The sequence below is a fragment of the Psychromonas aquimarina ATCC BAA-1526 genome (assembly GCF_000428725.1).
Classification (GTDB): domain Bacteria; phylum Pseudomonadota; class Gammaproteobacteria; order Enterobacterales; family Psychromonadaceae; genus Psychromonas; species Psychromonas aquimarina.
Genome location: NZ_AUAM01000027.1, coordinates 1 through 20519, shown reverse-complemented (window position 1 = coordinate 20519; position 20519 = coordinate 1). Strand labels below are relative to the sequence as shown.

The 20519-nt window shown below is 46.2% G+C and carries 7 protein-coding genes and 1 pseudogene; 6 read left to right on the top strand and 2 right to left on the bottom strand.

Annotated features, from left to right (window positions below; all coding sequences use genetic code 11):
* Positions 1-5 precede the first annotated feature (5 nt).
* The 4 genes from G337_RS0111430 (at position 6) to G337_RS0111415 (ending at position 18214) form a co-directional block, all read left to right on the top strand.
* Positions 6-8246: a type I polyketide synthase gene (locus tag G337_RS0111430; protein ID WP_245597656.1), complete on the top strand. Its 8241-nt coding sequence runs from the start codon at positions 6-8 to the stop codon at positions 8244-8246.
* Complete coding sequence (locus tag G337_RS0111425; protein ID WP_028864002.1) at positions 8239-10695, top strand: PfaB family protein; 2457 nt, start codon at positions 8239-8241, stop codon at positions 10693-10695. The genes G337_RS0111430 and G337_RS0111425 overlap by 8 nt, the downstream gene beginning before the upstream one ends.
* 18 nt (positions 10696-10713) lie before the next feature.
* On the top strand, positions 10714-16527 hold the full coding sequence (locus tag G337_RS0111420) for a hotdog fold thioesterase (RefSeq protein WP_028864001.1): 5814 nt from the start codon (positions 10714-10716) through the stop codon (positions 16525-16527).
* Between the two features lie 91 nt (positions 16528-16618).
* Positions 16619-18214 (top strand): PfaD family polyunsaturated fatty acid/polyketide biosynthesis protein, encoded by a 1596-nt coding sequence (locus tag G337_RS0111415; RefSeq protein WP_028864000.1) that lies wholly within the window; start codon positions 16619-16621, stop codon positions 18212-18214.
* Positions 18215-18280: 66 nt separating this feature from the next.
* Here the strand turns inward: G337_RS0111415 and G337_RS29570 are convergent.
* Both G337_RS29570 and G337_RS29565 read right to left on the bottom strand, forming a co-directional pair.
* Positions 18281-18572: pseudogene (locus tag G337_RS29570) on the bottom strand (tyrosine-type recombinase/integrase); the annotation flags it as partial.
* Positions 18554-18817: a site-specific integrase gene (locus G337_RS29565; RefSeq protein WP_028863999.1), complete on the bottom strand. Its 264-nt coding sequence runs from the start codon at positions 18815-18817 to the stop codon at positions 18554-18556. The gene G337_RS29565 and the pseudogene G337_RS29570, both read right to left, overlap by 19 nt.
* 364 nt (positions 18818-19181) lie before the next feature.
* Here G337_RS29565 and tolA point away from each other — a divergent pair, with 364 nt between their 5' ends.
* Together tolA and G337_RS0111400 are read left to right on the top strand one after the other, a co-directional pair.
* On the top strand, positions 19182-19646 hold the full coding sequence (gene tolA, locus G337_RS26110; RefSeq protein WP_051303182.1) for a cell envelope integrity protein TolA: 465 nt from the start codon (positions 19182-19184) through the stop codon (positions 19644-19646).
* Between the two features lie 494 nt (positions 19647-20140).
* The gene (locus G337_RS0111400) at positions 20141-20518 is read left to right on the top strand and encodes a hypothetical protein (protein WP_028863998.1); all 378 of its coding nucleotides are present in this window, start codon (positions 20141-20143) and stop codon (positions 20516-20518) included.
* Position 20519: the final 1 nt, after the last annotated feature.

The following is a 20519-nucleotide window of genomic DNA, read 5'->3' as shown; positions in this document are numbered from 1 at the left end:
ATCACATGACTAAGCAGAAAAAATCAAACAAGCAGACACCAAATAACTCAACAATAAGCGAGCATGCTTTGAACGAAGAAAAACAACTAAATTCACGCTTACAGGAATGCCCGATTGCCATTGTCGGTATGGCATCAGTATTTGCTGAAACTAAAAACCTCGAGCAGTTCTGGGACAACATTGTTGAGTCAGTCAACGGTATTAAAGATATTCCTGAAGACCGCTGGGCGATTGATGATTATTACTCCAGTGACAAAAAAGCCGCTGATAAAACCTACTGCAAACGTGGTGGTTTTCTTCCGGAGATTGACTTTGATCCGATGGAATTCGGCCTGCCGCCGAATATTTTAGAGCTGACCGATATTACTCAGTTAATGTCATTAGTGGTTGCCCGTGATGTATTAGCCGATGCCGGTATCAGTGATGAAAATGCCTACGACCGTGACAAGGTCGGGATTACCCTGGGAGTCGGCGGTGGTCAGAAACAGATTGCGCCTTTAACATCACGTCTGCAGGGCCCGGTATTAGAAAAAGTATTAAAAGCCTCCGGTGTCAGTGAAGCTGACTGTGCTGTAATTATCGATAAATTTAAAAAAGCCTATATCCCCTGGGAAGAAAACTCATTCCCGGGCATGTTAGGCAATGTCATTGCCGGGCGTATTGCTAACCGTTTTGATTTAGGCGGTACAAACTGTGTGGTTGATGCCGCCTGTGCCGGTTCATTAGCCGCAATTAAAATGGCTGTCTCTGATCTGCTGGAATACCGTTCGGAAATGATGCTTTCCGGCGGCGTGTGCTGTGATAATTCACCGTTTATGTATATGTCATTTGCTAAAACGCCTGCATTTACCGATGGGGAAAATATTCGTCCTTTTGATGATCACTCTAACGGTATGATGATCGGTGAAGGTGTAGGTATGATTGCTATGAAGCGTCTCGAAGATGCTGAACGTGACGGTGACCGGATTTATGCTGTAATTAAAGGGATCGGCAGTTCATCAGACGGGCGCTTTAAATCAATTTATGCGCCGCGTCCAGAGGGGCAGGTGAAAGCACTGAAACGCGCCTATGCCGATGCTGGATTTGATCCGTCTACCTGCGGGCTGATTGAAGCGCATGGTACGGGCACTAAAGCCGGTGATGCAGCTGAATTCAGCGGTCTAAATATGATGTTCAGTGAAAACAACGATCAGAAGCAGCATATTGCGCTGGGCTCGGTTAAATCACAAGTCGGCCATACTAAAGCGGCCGCCGGTACTGCGGGGGTAATTAAAGCCGCTCTGGCACTGCATCATAAAGTCTTACCGGCAACCATTAATGTTGACAAACCCAATGTTAATTTAGATATTGAAAATACGCCTTTATATATTAATAACGAAACGCGCCCGTGGATGCCGCGTGCCGACGGTATTAAACGTCGTGCCGGTATCAGCTCTTTTGGTTTCGGCGGCACAAACTTCCACTTTGTTTTAGAAGAGTATAAAGCTGCGCATTCTGGTGCCTACCGTTTAAATGAAGTGGCACAGACAATTATTATCAGCGCCGCTGACAAAGTGGCACTGCTGCAGAGTTTAAACAGCTGGCGTGAAAAACTAGCCGTTGATGTCGATCTGCAGCCTTTTGCTTTTAATGCATTAGTCACTGAAAATCCGTTAAAAACGCCGGATCAAAAAACTGCGCGCTGCGGTTTTGCCGCTAAAAATGCGCAGCAGGCACTTGCCGCTGTTGAGCAGATTATTAAGCAGCTGGGCAGTGATGATAAAACTTCCTGGAGCAGACCATCTGGCATCTATTACCGTGAATCAGGTTTAGATTCAGCCGGTAAAGTGGTTGCACTGTTTTCCGGTCAGGGCTCGCAGTACGTGAATATGGGCCGGGATCTGGCCTGTAACTTCCCGTCTGTTTTAGCGGCTAACAGCGCTATGGACAGCCAGTTCAGCGCTGCCGGTAAAGCGCAGCTGTCATCCTTTGTTTACCCGATCCCGGTCTTTGATAAAGACAAAGCTGCCGCACAGGAAAACAACCTGCGTTTAACAGAGCATGCACAGCCTGCAATTGGTACCTTTAGTGTCGGTTTATACAATACCTTTAAACAGGCCGGATTCAGTGCCGATTTTACCGCTGGACACAGTTTCGGCGAGTTAACTGCATTATGGGCTGGCGGTGTTTTATCAGAACAAGACTACATGACTTTAGCACGCAGCCGCGGACAGGCAATGGCCGCACCGCAGGATGAAAACTTCGATGCCGGTACTATGGCCGCTGTTGTCGGCTCGCCTTCTGGCGTTGCAGATGATATTAAAGACATTAAAGACGTGTCGATTGCTAACTATAACTCTAACAATCAGGTAGTGATTGCCGGTGTAAGCAGCCAGGTAGTAGCTGCTGTTGAAGCCCTGCAGGCTAAAGGTTATAAGGTAGTACCGCTGCCGGTTTCAGCGGCATTTCATACCGAATTAGTCGGGCACGCACAAAAACCGTTTGCGGATGTGATTGACAGTGTCGAGTTCAAAGCACCGCTTATTCCGGTTTTTGCTAACGGCACTGCGCAGGTTCATTCAGATAAACCGTCTGAAATTAAAGACAGTCTGAAAAAGCATATCCTAGAGTCAGTTCATTTTAATGATGAGATTGATAATCTTTATAATGCCGGCGGACGTATCTTTATCGAGTTTGGCCCGAAAAATGTGTTAACTCGTTTAGTAGATAATATATTAAAAGATAAAAACGACGTAACGACCATTGCGCTTAACAGCAGCCCTAAAAAATCAGCCGATCTGCAGCTGCGTTTAGCGGCCGTGGAAATGGCTGTATTAGGTTTATCACTGAATGATATTGACCCGTATAACGCGGCAGCCCGTCCGACAACGCCGCCGAAACGCTCGCCGCTGGCTATGAAGTTAAGCGGTGCTGCCTATGTCAGCCCTAAAACCAGACAAGCATTTACTGATGCCTTAAATGACGGCTGGCAGCTGACTGCGCCGCCGCAGCCGGAAAAAGTGGTTGTTAAAGAGGTGATCAAAGAAGTTATTGTTGAAAAAGAAGTTGAGAAGATTGTTTACGTGCAGGCTGACGGTACACCGCTTGCTAATGCTGCTCCTGCAGGCGGCGCTGATAATGCGCAGCTGGCAGAGTCAATTGAACAAAGTGTCAGTCAGTTTGTAAATCATCAGCAGCAGCTGTTAAATGTACACCAGGAATATATGCAGGGGCCGCAGGAGTATGCTAAAACTTTCGATAATGTCTTACAGGCGCAGGCAGGTGCTGCTGAGCTGTCGGAGAGCCTGGAAAAAACATTAAGCATGTACCATGACTTCCAGTCAGAAACATTACGTGTGCATGAAACTTACCTGAACAGCCAGACCGATAACATGCAGCAGATGCTGTCTGCATTACCGGATCAGGTGCATAAGTCTACTGCCTCAGCTCCTGTGCAGGCTCAGCCTGCACCAGTACAGAGTGTATCTCCTGTCGCCGCACCGCAGGCTGTTAAAGCTGCGCCGCTGAACATGCAGGAACAGCTTAAGAAGACCCATCAGACTATTGTGAGCAGCCAGGCCGTTAAAACGCCGCTGACTGCAGCAGCACTGGTTCACGCTCCTGAAGTGGTTGATGTTAATAAAATTCAGACTGTGATGCTGGATGTCGTAGCTGATAAAACCGGTTACCCGGCAGAAATGCTCGAACTAAGCATGGATATGGAAGCGGATTTAGGCATTGATTCAATTAAACGTGTTGAAATCCTCGGCGCGGTACAGGATGAAGTTCAGGACCTGCCGGAATTGAATCCTGAAGATCTTGCCGAGCTGCGCACCCTGGGTGAAATTGTAACCTATATGCAGTCTAAAGCACCGACTGTATCTGCAGCACCAGCTGTGCAGACTGCACCGGTTACTCAAGCAGCACCGGCCGTGGATGTCAATAAAATCCAGAGCGTGATGCTGGATGTGGTGGCTGATAAAACCGGCTATCCGGCAGAAATGCTGGAACTAAGCATGGATATGGAAGCAGATTTAGGCATTGATTCCATCAAGCGTGTTGAAATCCTCGGTGCTGTGCAGGATGAAATTAGTGACCTGCCGGAACTGAATCCGGAAGATCTGGCTGAGCTGCGCACTCTGGGTGAGATCGTAACTTATATGCAGTCAAAAGCTCCTGCTGCTTCACCTGTTAGTCAAACTGCAGCACCTGCTGCTGTAGTTGATCTGAACAAAATCCAGACTGTAATGCTGGATGTGGTTGCCGATAAAACCGGTTACCCGTCGGAAATGCTGGAACTAAGCATGGATATGGAAGCGGATTTAGGTATCGATTCTATCAAACGTGTTGAAATCCTTGGTGCGGTGCAGGATGAAGTTCAGGACCTGCCGGAGCTTAATCCGGAAGATCTTGCCGAGCTGCGCACTTTAGGTGAAATCGTAACCTATATGCAGTCTAAAGCTCCAGCCGTATCGACTGTGCAGACTCAAGCTGTACCGGCCGTGGATGTCAATAAAATCCAGACGGTAATGCTGGATGTGGTTGCCGATAAAACTGGTTATCCCTCAGAAATGCTGGAACTAAGCATGGATATGGAAGCGGATTTAGGTATTGATTCTATTAAACGTGTTGAGATTCTCGGCGCGGTGCAGGATGAAATTGCTGATCTGCCGGAACTGAACCCGGAAGATCTGGCTGAGCTGCGCACTCTAGGCGAAATTGTTACTTATATGCAGTCAAAAGCACCGGCTGCTCCGGCCCAAAGTGCACAAATAGTGCCGATTAATATATCAACCGGTGCACTGCTGGATTTAGAAAATATTCAAAGTGTGATGCTTAAGGTGGTTGCCGATAAAACTGGTTATCCTTCAGAAATGCTCGAACTGAGTATGGATATGGAAGCGGATCTGGGTATCGATTCAATCAAGCGTGTTGAGATCCTCGGCGCAGTGCAGGATGAAATCACCGACCTGCCGGAACTGAACCCGGAAGATCTGGCTGAGCTTAGAACGCTCGGTGAAATAGTCAATTACATGCAGTCAAAAGCACCGGCCGCTGAAGTGGTTACCACTCAGGCAATGCAGGAGCCGCTGATAGTAAAACCTGTGAGCATCGATTTAGCGCAGATTGAAATTGTGATGATGGACGTGGTGGCCGATAAAACCGGTTACCCGGCGGAAATGCTGGAACTAAGCATGGATATGGAAGCCGATCTAGGCATTGATTCAATCAAACGCGTGGAGATCCTCGGCGCCGTTCAGGATGAAATCACCGACTTACCGGAATTAAATCCAGAAGCACTGGCTGAGCTGCGCACTCTGGGTGAAATCGTTACTTATATGAATGAAACGGTTGAAAGCAGTTCGCTGGTTTCTGCTGAAATTGTGCCGATTACGACCAGCAGTAAAGTACAGCTTGATTTAACAAAAATTCAGTCTGTGATGCTCGATGTAGTGGCTGATAAAACCGGTTACCCGGCAGAGATGCTGGAACTAAGTATGGATATGGAAGCGGATCTGGGCATAGATTCAATTAAACGTGTGGAGATATTAGGCGCAGTGCAGGATGAAATTCCACAACTGCCGGAGCTTAATGCCGAAGCCCTGGCTGAACTGCGTACCTTAGGTCAGATTGTTACTTATATGAATGAACAGACTGATACACAGGATGACAGTTCTGCGGCCGCGGCAGCACTGCCTGAAGTTATTACTGAGCTTCCGGCCGTTGATTTTCAGCCGGCACCAAGTGCAACGGTTGTTATCAAGCACCTGAATGCTGTTAAAAGCATCGAAGCAAATGTAAACGGTGAGAACCTGCTGCTGGTTGATGACGGTGAAGGCAGCTGTGTACGTCTGGCGGACAAATTAACTCTGTCAGGCTGGTCTGTTACGGTATTAAAACCGTCCTGGGTGAAAACGGTAAGTTCAAAAACTTTTGCTGAAAAAGTTAATGTTATTGAGCTGGCTGAGCTTGATGAAAAAGAGCTGACTGCAGTTTTAGCAACGCAGGATATCTGGAGCAGCATTATTTATCTGCACCCTAAAAGTGATGTTAGCGGTATTGAATATCCAGTAGCTTATAAACAGGGTCTACAGCTGGCCTTTTTATTAGCAAAACTGTCCGGGCTAGGGAAAAACAGCAGTGCTGACAATAAAGATGTCCGGTCATCATTTGTGGTGTTAACCCGACAGGGCGGTGCTTTTGGTGTAGACAATAACGAACTTAACTCCGATTTAGTGCAGACTGGTCTGACTGGTTTAGTGAAAACATTAGCCCATGAATGGCCGAATGTATTCTGCCGCGCGATTGATGTAGCGGCTAAGTTTGCCGCCGACAAAGTCGCAAAACTGATTGTCGAAGAGTTAAATGATGCTGATACAAAGACCGTTGAAGTTGGTTTTAATAATAACGGCCGTTTAACCCTGGCTGCAGAAAAAACGGACAGCTACGCACTGGCTGCCGGTAACAGTATAAATTGTGATTCTGTATTTCTAGTCAGCGGCGGAGCAAAGGGCGTAACTGCACACTGTATTATCCGTTTAGCGAAACAGTATCAGTCGAAGTTTATTCTGTTAGGCCGATCCAGCTACCAGAGTGACGAGCCGAGCTGGGCCGCAGGAATTGATGATCAGGCTGAGCTGAAAAAAGCGGCTATGCAGTCGCTGCTGGCCAGTGGTGAAAAACCAACACCGGTGAGAATTTCTGCCTTTATCCGTCCTGTTCTGGCTAATCGCGAAATCAAAGCAACATTAGATGCCGTGGCAGCCGTCGGCGGTATTGCGGAATACGTCAGCGCCGATGTGACAGATGCAGCCGGTGTACAGGCCGCAGTTGAACCGATTACTGATCTGTGGGGGCCGGTAACTGGACTTATCCATGGTGCGGGGGTTTTAGCTGATAAATTTATTGAACAGAAAACACTGGCTGATTTCGAAGCGGTGTACAGCACTAAAATTGACGGTCTGTTATCTATGCTGGCATGTTGTCAGCAGGAGCAGATTAAGCATTTAGTATTGTTTTCATCGGCAGCCGGTTTTTACGGAAACCCGGGACAGTCAGACTACTCGATTGCAAATGATATTTTAAACAAAACAGCTTACCGCTTTAAAGCACTTAACCCGAGCGCTCAGGTACTGAGTTTTAACTGGGGGCCCTGGGACGGCGGCATGGTAACACCGGAGCTTAAACGTATGTTTAACGATCGCGGTGTGTATATTATTCCTTTAGATGCCGGTGCTGAGCTTTTATTAAATGAATTAGCGGCTGACAGCAACCGCTGCCCGCAGATCCTAGTCGGCAACGATATGGGCGGGGAGCCGGAGCCTGAAAGTGCGCCGTTAAGCGAACTGCAGAATGACAAAAAAAAGGAAACTGCTGTAAAAAAGCCGTTAGTTAGCCGCTTATCTAAAACTCTTTTAGCGGTTAACAATCCTTTTATTGCAGATCACCAGATTGGTGAGAATCAGGTTTTCCCTACCGTCTGTGCACTTGCATGGATGGTGGAGGCGGCAGCTGAAACCTATACAGGTTACAGCTGTGCCGGTCTGCGCAACTACAAACTGTTCAAGGGCATTATCTTTGACGGAGCGCAGGCTGAAGATTATTTTATCGATTTGAAATTAGTGTCTGACAGTGAAGATCTGTTAAGCGTTGAAGTTAAGGTAGGCAGCCAGAAGACGGCAGAGCGATCGGTGTTTCATTACGGTGCAACACTGCTTCTGAGCAGAACGAAAGCAGATCTGCCGCTGTATTCTGGTGAACTTCCGGCGTTGAGCACTGAGAAACAGAAAAGTGCCTGTGAGCTGTATGAAAACGGCACACTGTTTCACGGCCCAAGTCTGCAGGGATTCAGCGCAGTTAATCACTGTGATCAGCAGGGTATACTGCTGAGCTGTCTGATTGACGGTTCCGCAACCGGGCTGCAGGGTGAGTTTGATGTGCAGGTAAATAATGTTTTTGCCAACGATTTAGTTTATCAGGCGCTGCTGGTCTGGGTGCGTAAACAGTTAGGTTTAGGCAGTCTGCCGAGCAGTACTGCCGCCTGGACGGTTTACTCGCAGGTTCCAGTTGATCAGCCTTTTTACGTGAAGTTGACAGTGACAGCACAGAAAGGCAAAAAAGTCATTGCCGATGTACAGATGATTAACGCTGATAAACAGATCATGGCCGCGGTAACAGGCGCGCAGGTGACTGCCAGTGCAAATCTTAATGATCTGTTTAAACGTCCTGAGCTGAGCAGTGCTTTACAGGCTGATAAGCATGACTGAGTTTAAGTCTATTAAGACAAAGTTAGCGGTTATCGGTTTTGATGTGCAGCTTGACGGTTTAGCTGATATTGATCAGGTTGAAGCTGCCTTGTATCGTGGTGAAGTGCATCGTGGTGAAGTGTTTAATGCTGCTGTTTCACTACAGCAGCATGACAGCAGCGTTGATTTATGCAGAGTGTCAGCTGAATGTGTACTGCAGGTTAATAAGCTTATCTGCAGTGATGCCGCTGTGATTATGATAACGGACAAAAAGCAGATCTGCCTGCCGCAGAGTTATTTCAGCACTCATAGTGTCTGCTGTTTAGCAGATGCGCTGCAGCTTAGTGAACAGATTATCAGTGAACATAATCTGCCGGTTCTGATTCAGGCCTCGAATCTGCCTAGTCATCCGCATAGTCAGGCAGAGTTTGCTCAGGACAAAGCGACTATCAGTTTTGCGCAGGATTTTGAAGCTTACGGTTCAAGCCGCGGTGTGAGCAGTGTACTGCTGGCTAGTGAGTCCTTTGCCGCTGCTCATAACAGTTATGTTTATGCTTCGATTAATTCACTGGTCAGCAGCCGTACTTTATCTGATGCTGAGAATGTAATTAAAAGATCCTTTGCCGACTGTGCGGTTAACAGCGCAGATATCAGCACCGTGGAAGTTTCCGCTTCAGCTGACTGTGAGCTTAGAGATATTGAACAGCAGGCGCTGCTTAGTGCTTATCGATGTGATAAAACACTTAATACTTCAATCAGCTGCGCTAAAAGCGTGCTTGGCGAAAACGGTCTGTTATCAGAGCTGTTAAGTCTGATAAACACGGTATTTGCCCTGCAGCAGCGTTATCGTCCTGCTGTTAAAGAGTGGACTGCACCGCGGTCTGAGCTGCTTGAAAACTGGATGGATTCACCGTTTTACCTGTTTAATCAGGCTGCGCCGGTTTTCCCTAATGCGCATAACAGTCCACGTTATGCCGCCCTTAGCTGTGTAAATAAAAACAGTTATACACATATTATTGCCCAGGAAAACAGTGATCAGCAGGTGCATCATAATGGTTTTAACGCCAGCTCTGCACAGTCTCTGTTTATTGCTGCCGCTGACAGTAAAGCGGATCTGCTTAAACAGCTCTCTGAACTGACACTAGAGACAGATTTAAAAACCTTAGCTAAGTCTTTGTATCAGAAATATGCAGCTAAGCCCGACTCAGTTTATAAAGTGGTGCTGATTGCAGAATCTTCTGAGGAGCTGGCTAAAGAGTTAAGTCTGGCGTTAAAAGGAGTAGCTGATGCATTTGCGAAGCAGGGCGACTGGAAAACACCCAAGGGCAGTTATTTCAGCAGTCAGCCGCAAAGCGGTGGTAATGTCGCCTTTTTATATCCGGGGATCGGCGCAACCTATATTGGATTAGGCCGGGATCTGTTTCATCTCTTTCCGGAAATCTATCCCAGCGTGATTGCGCTGGCGGCTAATATCGGCGCCAGTTTAAAAGATCAACTGCTTAACCCGCGCTCGGTAACTGCTTTAGATTTCAAACAACTTAAACAGCGGGATTTAGCGCTGCGTAATGAGCTGGCTAATATTGCCGAATGCGGTGTTGGTTACGCCTGTGTATTCACTAAAATATTCGAGCAGGTTTTTGCTGTCAATGCAGATTATGCCTCGGGATACAGCATGGGTGAAATCAGCATGTTTGCAGCATTAGGCTGCTGGCACTCGCCGGGGTTGATGAGCGCGCGTTTAGCTGCTTCTGATACTTTTAACCACCGCTTATCGGGTGAGCTGCGTGCTATTCGCGAATTATGGGATCTGCCGGATGTCAGTGACGGCACCTTTGAACAGATCTGGGAAACCTACAGCATTAAAGGTACTTTAGCGCAGGTCAATGATGCTATTGCCGCCGGGGAGCGGGTTTATGTCACCATTATTAATACCCCGGACAGCTTAGTGATCGGCGGTTATCCCGATGACTGTTTAAAAGTGATTAAACGTCTGGGCGTTCGTGCTATGCCGCTGAATATGGCTAATGCGATTCACAGCGCACCAGCTCATGCTGAATATCAGAATATGCTGGATCTATACAGCATGGATGTGACTGAGCGTATTAACAGTAAAATGATATCCAGCTCCTGTTATCTGCCTATTCCGCAGCATAAAAAGGCGATTGCAGTAAGCATCGCTAAATGTCTTTGTGATCCGGTTGATTTTCCGCGTCTGATTAATACCCTGGCCGCTAAAGGTGTTTCGGTATTTATTGAGATGGGGGCGGGGCGTTCGCTATGCAGCTGGACTGATAAAATATTAAAAGAAAATCCAGATGCAGTTGAGCACCTTAGCGTGCCGGTAAATGCCAAGGGCACAGATGATCAGCTCACCTATGCACGGGCTGCTGCAAAACTGCTTAGTTTTGGTGTGAAAATCAATTTAGACAGTTTTTTCTACGGCTCAATTATTCAGCCGCTAAAAGATTAAAAAATACAGAGAGAATTTATGGAAAACATTGCAGTCGTCGGTATAGCAAATTTATTTCCCGGCTCAGACAGGCCGGAGCAGTTCTGGCAGCAGCTGCTGGATAAGCAGGATAACCGAGAACAGATCAGCGCAGCTGAAATGGGTCTGGATCCCGCTAAGTATTACGGTAAAAAAGGCGACACTGACAAGTTCTACTGCATGTACGGCGGTTATATTCGCGGCTTTGAGTTTGATGCCGGCCCGTTTGTGCAGTACGGCTTACGGGAAAGTTACCTTAACCAGCTGGACGATCTTAATAAATGGGGCTTATATGTTACCCGGCAGGCATTAAAAGATGCCGGTTACTGGGGAAGTGAACAGCTTGATAACTGCGGACTGATTTTAGGTAATCTGTCTTTCCCGACGAAATCATCTAACCATCTGTTTCTGCCTTTGTATCACCATGTGGTGGAAAATGCGCTGCAGCAGTTAACTTCAGACAGTTTTCAGCTGGCTAATTTCACTAAAGCTAAGCAGGTTCATCCGGATAACGCGTTAATCGCCGGTTACCCGTCGGCACTGTTAAGCAGAGCTGCCGGACTCGGCGGCAGTTCATTGTCACTTGATGCCGCCTGTGCATCATCCTGCTACAGTGTTAAATTAGCCTGTGATTATCTGCATACCGGCAAGGCTGATATGATGTTAGCCGGTGCAGTTTCCGGTGCGGATCCTATGTTTGTCAATATGGGTTTTTCTATTTTTCAGGCCTTCCCGGCTAACAATACCCATGCGCCTTTTGATAAAGACTCGCAGGGACTGTTTGCAGCTGAAGGTGCAGGCATGATGGTATTAAAACGCCACAGTGATGCGCTGCGTGACGGTGATAAAATCCATGCGGTTATTAAAGGCGGTTCGCTGTCTAATGACGGTAAAGGCGAGTTTGTATTAAGCCCGAACTCTAAAGGCCAGGTCCTGGCTTATCAGCGTGCTTATCAGGATGCGCAGGTTAATCCTGCTGACGTTGATTATATTGAATGTCATGCAACGGGCACGCCGAAAGGCGACAAGGTTGAACTGACTTCCATGGAGACCTTCTTCAGTGAGTATCACAGTAAACCGCTGCTGAGCTCGGCTAAATCGAATCTCGGGCACCTGCTCACGGCCGCCGGTATGCCGGGCATGACCAAAGCGATCTGGGCATTAAATGAAGGCATAATTCCAGCTACTATCAGTTTAAAAAATCCGATCAGCTCTAAAAACGGTTATTTTGATGCGGCCCAGATGCCGACGGAGTCAGTATCATGGAACGTTCCTGAATCGAAAACCCGTACTGCCGGTGTCAGTGTATTTGGTTTCGGCGGCAGTAATGCTCATCTGGTTCTACAGCCGGGTAATACGCCGCTGAGCAGCAACAGTATCAAGGCAAAAGCGCCACAGCCTTTATCCATTATCGGCATGGACTGTCTGTTCGGCAGCGCGAAAAACCTAAACGAATTTAAAACCCTGTTAAACAGCGATCAGACGACTTTTCGTGAACTGCCGCCAAAGCGCTGGAAAGGCCTGGATTTAAATCCGAGAATTAAGCAGACATTAGGTTTAAGCAAAGCGCCGAAAGGCGGCTATGTAGAAAGCTTTGATATCGATTTTTTACGTTTCAAAGTGCCGCCAAATGAACAGGACTGTCTCATTCCGCAGCAGCTAATGATGATGAAAGTTGCAGACAATGCGGCTAAAGATGCCGGTCTTAAAGAGGGCGGTAATGTTGCTGTATTAGTGGCGATGGGCATGGAGCTGGATCTGCACCAGTACCGCGGACGGGTGAATTTAAGCTCGCAGATTGAAGAAAGTCTGCTGCAGCAGGGCATTCACTTAACAGCCGCTCAGCAGGAAGAATTAACCGCAATTGCTAAAGAGAGTATCGCTTCAGCGGCACAGTTAAACCAGTATACCAGCTTTATCGGCAATATTATGGCATCGCGGATCTCGGCATTATGGGATTTCTCAGGGCCGGCATTTACTGTTTCCAGCGAAGAAAATTCGGTATACCGCTGCGTAGAGTTAGCGGATAACCTGTTCCAGACATCCGATGTTGAAGCTGTGATCATCGCCAGTGTCGATTTAGCCGGTTCACTGGAGAATATCAGCTTACGCCAATCTTACGGCAGCGTTTCTGAAAACGCGGCAAACTGCCCCAACCTCCTGGATTCACAGCAATGGATCGTAGGCGAAGGCGCGGGTGCATTTGTGCTTAAACCAGGTAAGGAAGTTGAAGCGCAGCAGGTTTACGCCAATATTGATGCCTGTGTATTCAGCACGGGAACGGATGCAGGCGCAATTGAAAAGAGCATAGCTAAAGCCTGCCGGACAGCCGTTGTAGAGCCGTCATCAGTTGACTCGGTGGAAGCTTTTGCCAGTGGTTTCAGCGCTGACAATCAGGCAGAGAAAGCCGCTTTTGCGGCCTGTTATGCAAATGCGCAGATTGACAGTGTTAAACGCCAGGTAGGGCACCTGTTCAACGCATCGGGCATGGCCAGTATTATTAAATCGGCACTGAAGCTGGATCAGAGCACAACAGCTGCTGTCATAGCAGTTAACGGCTTAGGTAAAGATTTAAGCTGTGCGCATCTGATTTTATCGTCGACAAATTCACAGCATCAACCCGCCGTTTACAGCGAAACTAAGAAAAAACTGTCTCTTGTTAAAACCATTACCTTAGGCGGCACTGATATCAGAGAGGCAATTCTGAAAGAGCAGGCTAATCCTGTATTTACTGCGGTGCGCCAGCAGATTAACGGCAGACAGTTAACAGCGCTGTCTAACCCTAATAATTTAAGTGCGTTAACCATTAACCGGGAATTATTAACTGCCGCTGCCGAACCTTTTACACCTAACAATACTCAACAGCCTGTACAAACAGGCCGAGGTGCAGACCCTATGAATCACAGTTCAAACAGTGAATACAACAGTGTGATCAGTAAAACCACTAAAGAGATTGCCCAGCAGACTAAAACGCACCAGGCATTTATCCGCTCCCGTTTGGCGGCCGAGCAGCAGATTGCTAAACTGATTGAGCTGCAGACGCAGGTGCTGGCTGGGTCGCCTTTAACTACAGCGCCGAATGCATTGCTTAGTGCGGCTCCTGCTTTGCAGACACCAGGTTTTCAAATAAAGGGCAGTTCAGGTTACGCTTATCCGCCGCTCAATTTAGTTGAGCGTTTTAATAAACCTAAGCAGGTGATCTACGATACGGCAGATTTAGTGGAGTTTGCAGAAGGTGATATTGCTAAAGTATTCGGCAGTGAATATTCTATTATCGACAGCTATGCACGCCGCGTACGCCTGCCGACCACAGATTACCTGCTGGTAACACGGGTTACCGACCTGGATGCTAAGGTTAATGAATATAAAAAATCTTATATGGCAACGGAATACGATATTCCTGTAGATGCGCCGTTTTTAATTGACGGTCAGATCCCCTGGTCGGTATCGGTTGAATCCGGTCAGTGTGATTTAATGCTGATCTCCTTTATCGGTATTGATTTCCAGAATAAAAGTGAGCGTGTTTACCGTCTGCTTGACTGTGAATTAACTTTCTTAGAAGAGATGGCCTTCGGCGGTGAAACCCTGCGTTATGAAATTCATATCGACTCCTACGCGAAAAACGGTGAACAGTTGCTGTTCTTCTTCCATTACGACTGTTACGTTGGTGATAAAAAAGTACTGATTATGCGCAACGGCTGTGCCGGTTTCTTCACCGATGAAGAGCTGGCTGACGGCAAAGGAGTTATCCATAACGACAAAGACAAAGCGGAATTTGCTAATGCGCAGAAATCTTATTTTAAACCGCTGATCAGTAATGACCGTACCCTGTATGGTTATGACGATATGATGAAACTGGTTAACGGTGATATTAGCGGCTGTTTCGGACCTGAATATGATCAGCAGGGGCGTAACCCGTCACTGAAATTCTCATCGGAAAAATTCCTGATGATTGAGCGTATCACTAAAATTGATCCACGCGGCGGCCACTGGGGACTGGGTTTATTAGAAGGGCAGAAAGATCTGGATCCGGATCACTGGTATTTCCCGTGTCACTTTAAAGGTGATCAGGTGATGGCCGGTTCATTAATGTCGGAAGGCTGCGGACAGATGGCGATGTTCTTTATGCTCTGGTTAGGCATGAACAGTGAAGTTAATAATGCGCGTTTCCAGCCGATGGCCGGACAGGCACAGACAGTTCGCTGCCGCGGTCAGGTTGTTCCGCAGACTAATACTCTGACATACCGCATGGAAGTCACCGAAATGGGCATGTCGCCGCGTCCGTTTATCAAAGCGAATATTGATATTATACTCGACGGTAAAGTGGTTGTTGATTTTAAAAACCTCTGTGTGGAAATTAAAGAGCAGGATGCGAATTCGCCTTACCCGGTAACACTGCCGAATAATGTGGTGCGGACATTAGGTTCAACCAGTGTTTCAGTTGACAGTGCATTAACGGAATTAGAAAAACATATTGAAGATATCGACAGTGCCGCTATTCATGAGCTTGAAAATAACCTGATAACCGATGAACGCGGTGTGCAGCCGTTTAAGCATGCACAGCGTCCTTTAATGCGTGTGGAATCAGATTTAAGTGCACATCGTGAAAAAGGCGTGGTGCCGATTAAACATTTTGAAGCACCGCTAGTGGCCGGGCAGAACCGCACTCCTGATCAGGTCCCGTTTACTCCCTGGCATATGTTTGAGTTTGCTACTGGTAATATCTCAAAATGTTTCGGCCCTGACTTTGATGTTTATCAGGGACGCATTCCGCCGCGTACTCCCTGCGGCGATCTGCAGGTTGTGACTCAAGTGGTGGAAGTAAAAGGTAAACGCCTGGATCTAAAAAATCCGTCCAGCTGTATTGCAGAGTATTATGTACCGCATGATGCCTGGTACTTTACTAAAAACAGCGTAGATAACTGGATGCCTTATTCACTGATTATGGAAATTGCACTGCAGCCGAACGGTTTTATCTCCGGTTATATGGGCACCACGCTTAAATATCCGGAAAAAGATCTGTTCTTCCGTAACCTTGACGGCAGCGGTGAACTGCTTAAGAAAATTGATCTGCGCGGTAAAACTATTGTCAATAAATCGGTTTTACTGAGCACCAGTATGGCCGGCGGCGCGATTATTCAAAGCTTTACTTTTGATCTGCTGGTTGACGGTGAAACCTTCTATAAAGGTAATGCGGTATTTGGTTACTTTAGTGCTGAATCTCTGACTAACCAGTTAGGTATTGATAACGGTAAAATCACCCATGCCTGGTTTGTTGATAACAATACCCCGGAGGCGCAGATTGAACGCTTTGATTTAACTAATAAACAGCTGCCGTTCTTCCAGGCGCCGGATGCTAAACCGCATTACCGTTTAGCAGGCGGACAGATGAACTTTGTTGATACGGTGTCAGTTGTTGAAGGCGGCGGTAAAGCCGGACTTGCCTACATTTATGGTGAACGTACTATTGATGCCAGTGACTGGTTCTTCCGTTACCATTTCCATCAGGATCCGGTAATGCCGGGGTCACTTGGTGTGGAAGCGATTATCGAGCTGCTGCAGACCTATGCATTGAAAAATGATTTAGGCGCGCAGTTTAGTAATCCGCGCTTTGCAGCGCCGCTGACTAATGTTATCTGGAAATACCGTGGTCAGATCACCCCGCTTAATAAACAGATGAGCTTAGATGTGCATATTACTGATATCATCCGTGAATCTGGTGAAGTACGTTTAGTTGGTGATGCTAACTTATCCAAAGACGGCCTGCGTATCTACGAAGTTAAAAACATCGTATTGAGTATCGTCGAAGCATAAACGACGGCTGCAGTACTGCATGAAAACAGTGCTGCATATAAGGAATAACAATTAAAAATCGCGGGTTTAGCCTGCCATTTTCAGGAAAAATATGTCAGCTTTAAGTTTTAACAATAAAAATCAGATCAACTGGGCGTGGCAGGTAGAAGCCGCTGCGGTTAACAGCGAAAGCAGTGAAATCAGAAAACGCTTAATGGATTTAAAAAAACCGGTTTACCTTGCACAAAACGGTGCCGGTTTAGGGTTGAGCCAGGAAGTTTCCGCACAAGGAACTGAGGCAGTACTCGCGTTTGCCCAGGCGCTTAATCCTGAAGATTTAGGTGATGCCGCATTTAAACAGCAGCACAATGTTAAATATGCCTATCACGGCGGTGCAATGGCTAACGGCATTGCTTCCGTTGAACTGGTTATCGCTTTAGGTAAAGCAGGTTTTTTATGTTCATTTGGTGCTGCCGGTTTAGTGCCCGATGTGATTGAAGATTCAATTAAACGTATTCAGGCGGAATTACCGAACGGCCCCTTTGCGGTAAACTTGATCCACGCACCTGCTGAAGAAGCATTAGAGCGCGGCGCCGTTGAACGTTTCTTAAAACTCGGTGTAGATACCGTTGAAGCTTCCGCTTATTTAGGACTGACTGAACATATCGTCTGGTACCGTTTAGCAGGATTATCGGAAAATGCCGACGGTACGGTTAATATCGGCAATAAGGTAATTGCTAAGGTATCTCGTACTGAAGTAGGCCGCCGTTTTATGGAGCCTGCACCGCAGAAGCTGGTTGATAAACTGCTGGCGCAGGGCAAAATTACTCCGCTGCAGGCTGAGCTTTCAAAACGTGTACCAATGGCCGATGATATTACTGCAGAAGCGGACTCCGGCGGTCATACGGATAACCGTCCGTTTTTAACCCTGCTGCCGACTATTATTACTCTGCGTGATGAAATCCAGGCGCAGTACAATTTTTCTCCGGCGCTGCGCGTTGGTGCAGGTGGCGGTATCGGAACCCCGGAAGCCGCCTTGGCCGCCTTTAATATGGGCGCAGCTTATATTGTGCTTGGTTCGGTAAACCAGGCTTGTATAGAGGCGGGAGCTTCTGAGCATACCCGCAAATTATTAGCCGGCGTTGAAATGGCCGATGTAACTATGGCACCCGCTGCCGATATGTTTGAAATGGGCGTAAAGCTGCAGGTAGTAAAACGCGGCTCGATGTTTGCCATGCGTGCCAACAAGCTTTATGACCTGTATATGAATTATGATTCAATTGAAGCGATTCCGGCTGCTGAACGGGAGAAAATCGAGAAACAGATTTTCCGTCAGAACCTTGATGATGTCTGGGCAGGTACTATTGACTTTTTCCATGAGCGGGATCCGGAAATGCTGGCACGCGCACAAAGCAGTCCTAAACGTAAAATGGCGCTGATTTTCCGCTGGTATTTAGGACTGTCTTCACGCTGGTCAAATATCGGCGAAAAGGGCCGTGAAATGGATTACCAGATCTGGGCCGGTCCAAGCTTAGGCGCATTTAACAGCTGGGTGAAGGGCACTTATCTGCAGGAATACAGTCAGCGCAAAGCCGTTGATGTTGCACTGCACCTGCTTAAAGGCGCAGCATACCTGCAGCGGGTCAACCAGCTTAAACTGCAGGGAGTGAGTTTAGAGCAGAGTCTGCTGGGTTATTCGCCGGAGTAGGTTGTGTAGTTTGGAATTTAATGAACAAAGCCTCGCAGCCTGCGGGGCTTTTTTGTATCTGACGTTTTATAAATCAGAGAGCGGGCTGCGTACACAATTAGCGCCTGCCTGCAGAACGTGTGTGTAAATTTGAGTGGTACGAATATCATTATGCCCAAGCTGCTCCTGTACGGTTCTGATATCTGCGCTGCAGCAGATGCGTAGCAAAAGAGTGCCGCAAAGTATGACAGGTTACATTTTTAAAAATCTGCACTCTTTTAGTTGTACTTCTAATGCTTTTCTGCAAACTTGTCTCATTGATATGATGATGTCTAAGGTGATCAGGTTCTGGAGCCCTACTTAGCTGATTTGACGGGAACTCTCTTTATATAAAAAGACCGGAGCATTCAGTGCTAATGCCTGAGTGTTTGGTGCGACGCCGCGTTTATTGGCAAGGTAGGATAACAACTGCTCAACTTCTGTGCTGTTACATTTTATCGGGTGCTGCTGATGATGAAAATTGATAAACGCTTTTATCCAGTAAATATAATTTTCAATGGTCCGTTTTGCATAGCGTTTTAATCTCATCATTTCAGTAACCGAATTTAAAAATGGTGGCGGCATATTATTTTTCCAATCTAAAAAAAACACTGTTTGCGTATACAGTGTAGGTCATGTTCCGTGTTTCCACCGTAAATACGGAACTTTTCCGCCTTTCTACAATAGATAAATCCTATTACAAAATATAAGTGTTTGATAAACAGCATTAAGAAATGTAAGCTTTGTTTTTATTATAAATTTTTGATGGGCGCCTTTCTTGTGGAAACACGGAAGTTTTCCGTCTAATAAGATGTTAGCTGTCAGGTATATTGATGCATCTAGATATCGGAAATTTACTTTTAAGTAAAAACAGAAATTGCTATTACGCTCTCACGGCACTAGACGTATTTGTCTGGTTAACTTTATTATTAAAATCAAAGAAATAAATATGAAAATACAAAATATATTTAAACCTGTATTTATTGCACTTATATTAACGGGCAGTTATGGCTGTAGTTTAAACAATAAGGTAGATAAATCTGTCACAGAAAAAGAGTATTTACACCAAGCTGAACTTGATAATCAGATGGAAAGGGCGTTTGATAGCGAGCTTTCCAATGCACAAAATTCGAAACAGCTTTCTGAAATAAACTTTTACCAAGACTTAATTCAAAAAAAAATAGGTCGAAATTGGCGAATAGATCCTTCTATGAAAGGTAAGACATGCACGCTGGCTATTCGAGTTTCGGTAGATGGTCTTGTCTTGAGAGTTAAGCCTAATCGTGGTGATGTAAAAGTATGTGCTTCTGCTAGAAATGCTGTAATTTCGGCTGGAACACTACCCATTCCGAATGATCCAGTAATTGCAGAGCTATTTCGTGATTTTGATATTACTTTAGAGCCAAACATATAACATGTATCAAGAAGTGGAGTTTACCTTAAATACAGCTAACAAGGCATTTAAACGGAACTAAAACAGTGGGTTACGTTTCGCTTCGCTACACATTTTAACCCACTATTTTAGTCCGCTTAACGCGGCGTTAGTTGCCCCCACGAATCTAAAAGAAATTTAGGTTACTTGGTGTGGTTTTAAACTCAAAGGTCAGGCGTTTTGAACCGGTGTGTTTTCGCCTTTTGAGTTGTTTAGAGTTTATCAATTTGAGCTTTATAAAAGGCTCAAATTCATCGGTTTAGTGTGTCGTGGCGGTGGGTGCAAACGCACTTCACTTCTGAATACGCGCCGAACTTAAATTAGCGTTGGTTGTTTGTTTCAAGTAAGCAATCAACTAACAAATCGTTTAATCGGACGCATTACGGCTGGTCATTATTTTTGCAAAGAGAAAGCCCGCAAAAACAAAGCCAGCCTTCAGCGCCGTTTAACGCGGGCGTTAGCCATCAGGTGTACTTATGGAACATCAAGTATATTTCGAAACCAATATATTCAGTGACTATTCGTTGGAAAATGAGCAAACAGGTAAGGCTATCAACTTAGCTAAATGGCTTTGTAAAAGGCTTCCTAGTGAATTGAGTGCTGATTATTTAGGTGAAGACTGGGGATGTCAGCTCTTCTTTTCGGAGCCTTACGCTTCTGCTGTTGAAGTTTCGTGTGGCTTTGTTGAAAATAATGCTTATAGCATTGCTATAAAAGCCGAGCAGAGTTTCTTTGAGCGCATTTTAGGTCGTAATAAAAATATTGAAAATGCAATTCAACTTAAAGATATATTCGATAAATTCTTACACGAAAATTCGGATATATATAGCGTTGAATGGGTCAATAATGGCTAAC

Coding starts and splice junctions, on each gene's coding strand:
- G337_RS0111430 (WP_245597656.1), top strand. CDS start 6: ATGACTAAGCAGAAAAAATCAAACAAGCAGACACCAAATAACTCAACA.
- G337_RS0111425 (WP_028864002.1), top strand. CDS start 8,239: ATGACTGAGTTTAAGTCTATTAAGACAAAGTTAGCGGTTATCGGTTTT.
- G337_RS0111420 (WP_028864001.1), top strand. CDS start 10,714: ATGGAAAACATTGCAGTCGTCGGTATAGCAAATTTATTTCCCGGCTCA.
- G337_RS0111415 (WP_028864000.1), top strand. CDS start 16,619: ATGTCAGCTTTAAGTTTTAACAATAAAAATCAGATCAACTGGGCGTGG.
- G337_RS29565 (WP_028863999.1), bottom strand. CDS start 18,817: ATGCCGCCACCATTTTTAAATTCGGTTACTGAAATGATGAGATTAAAA.
- tolA (WP_051303182.1), top strand. CDS start 19,182: ATGAAAATACAAAATATATTTAAACCTGTATTTATTGCACTTATATTA.
- G337_RS0111400 (WP_028863998.1), top strand. CDS start 20,141: ATGGAACATCAAGTATATTTCGAAACCAATATATTCAGTGACTATTCG.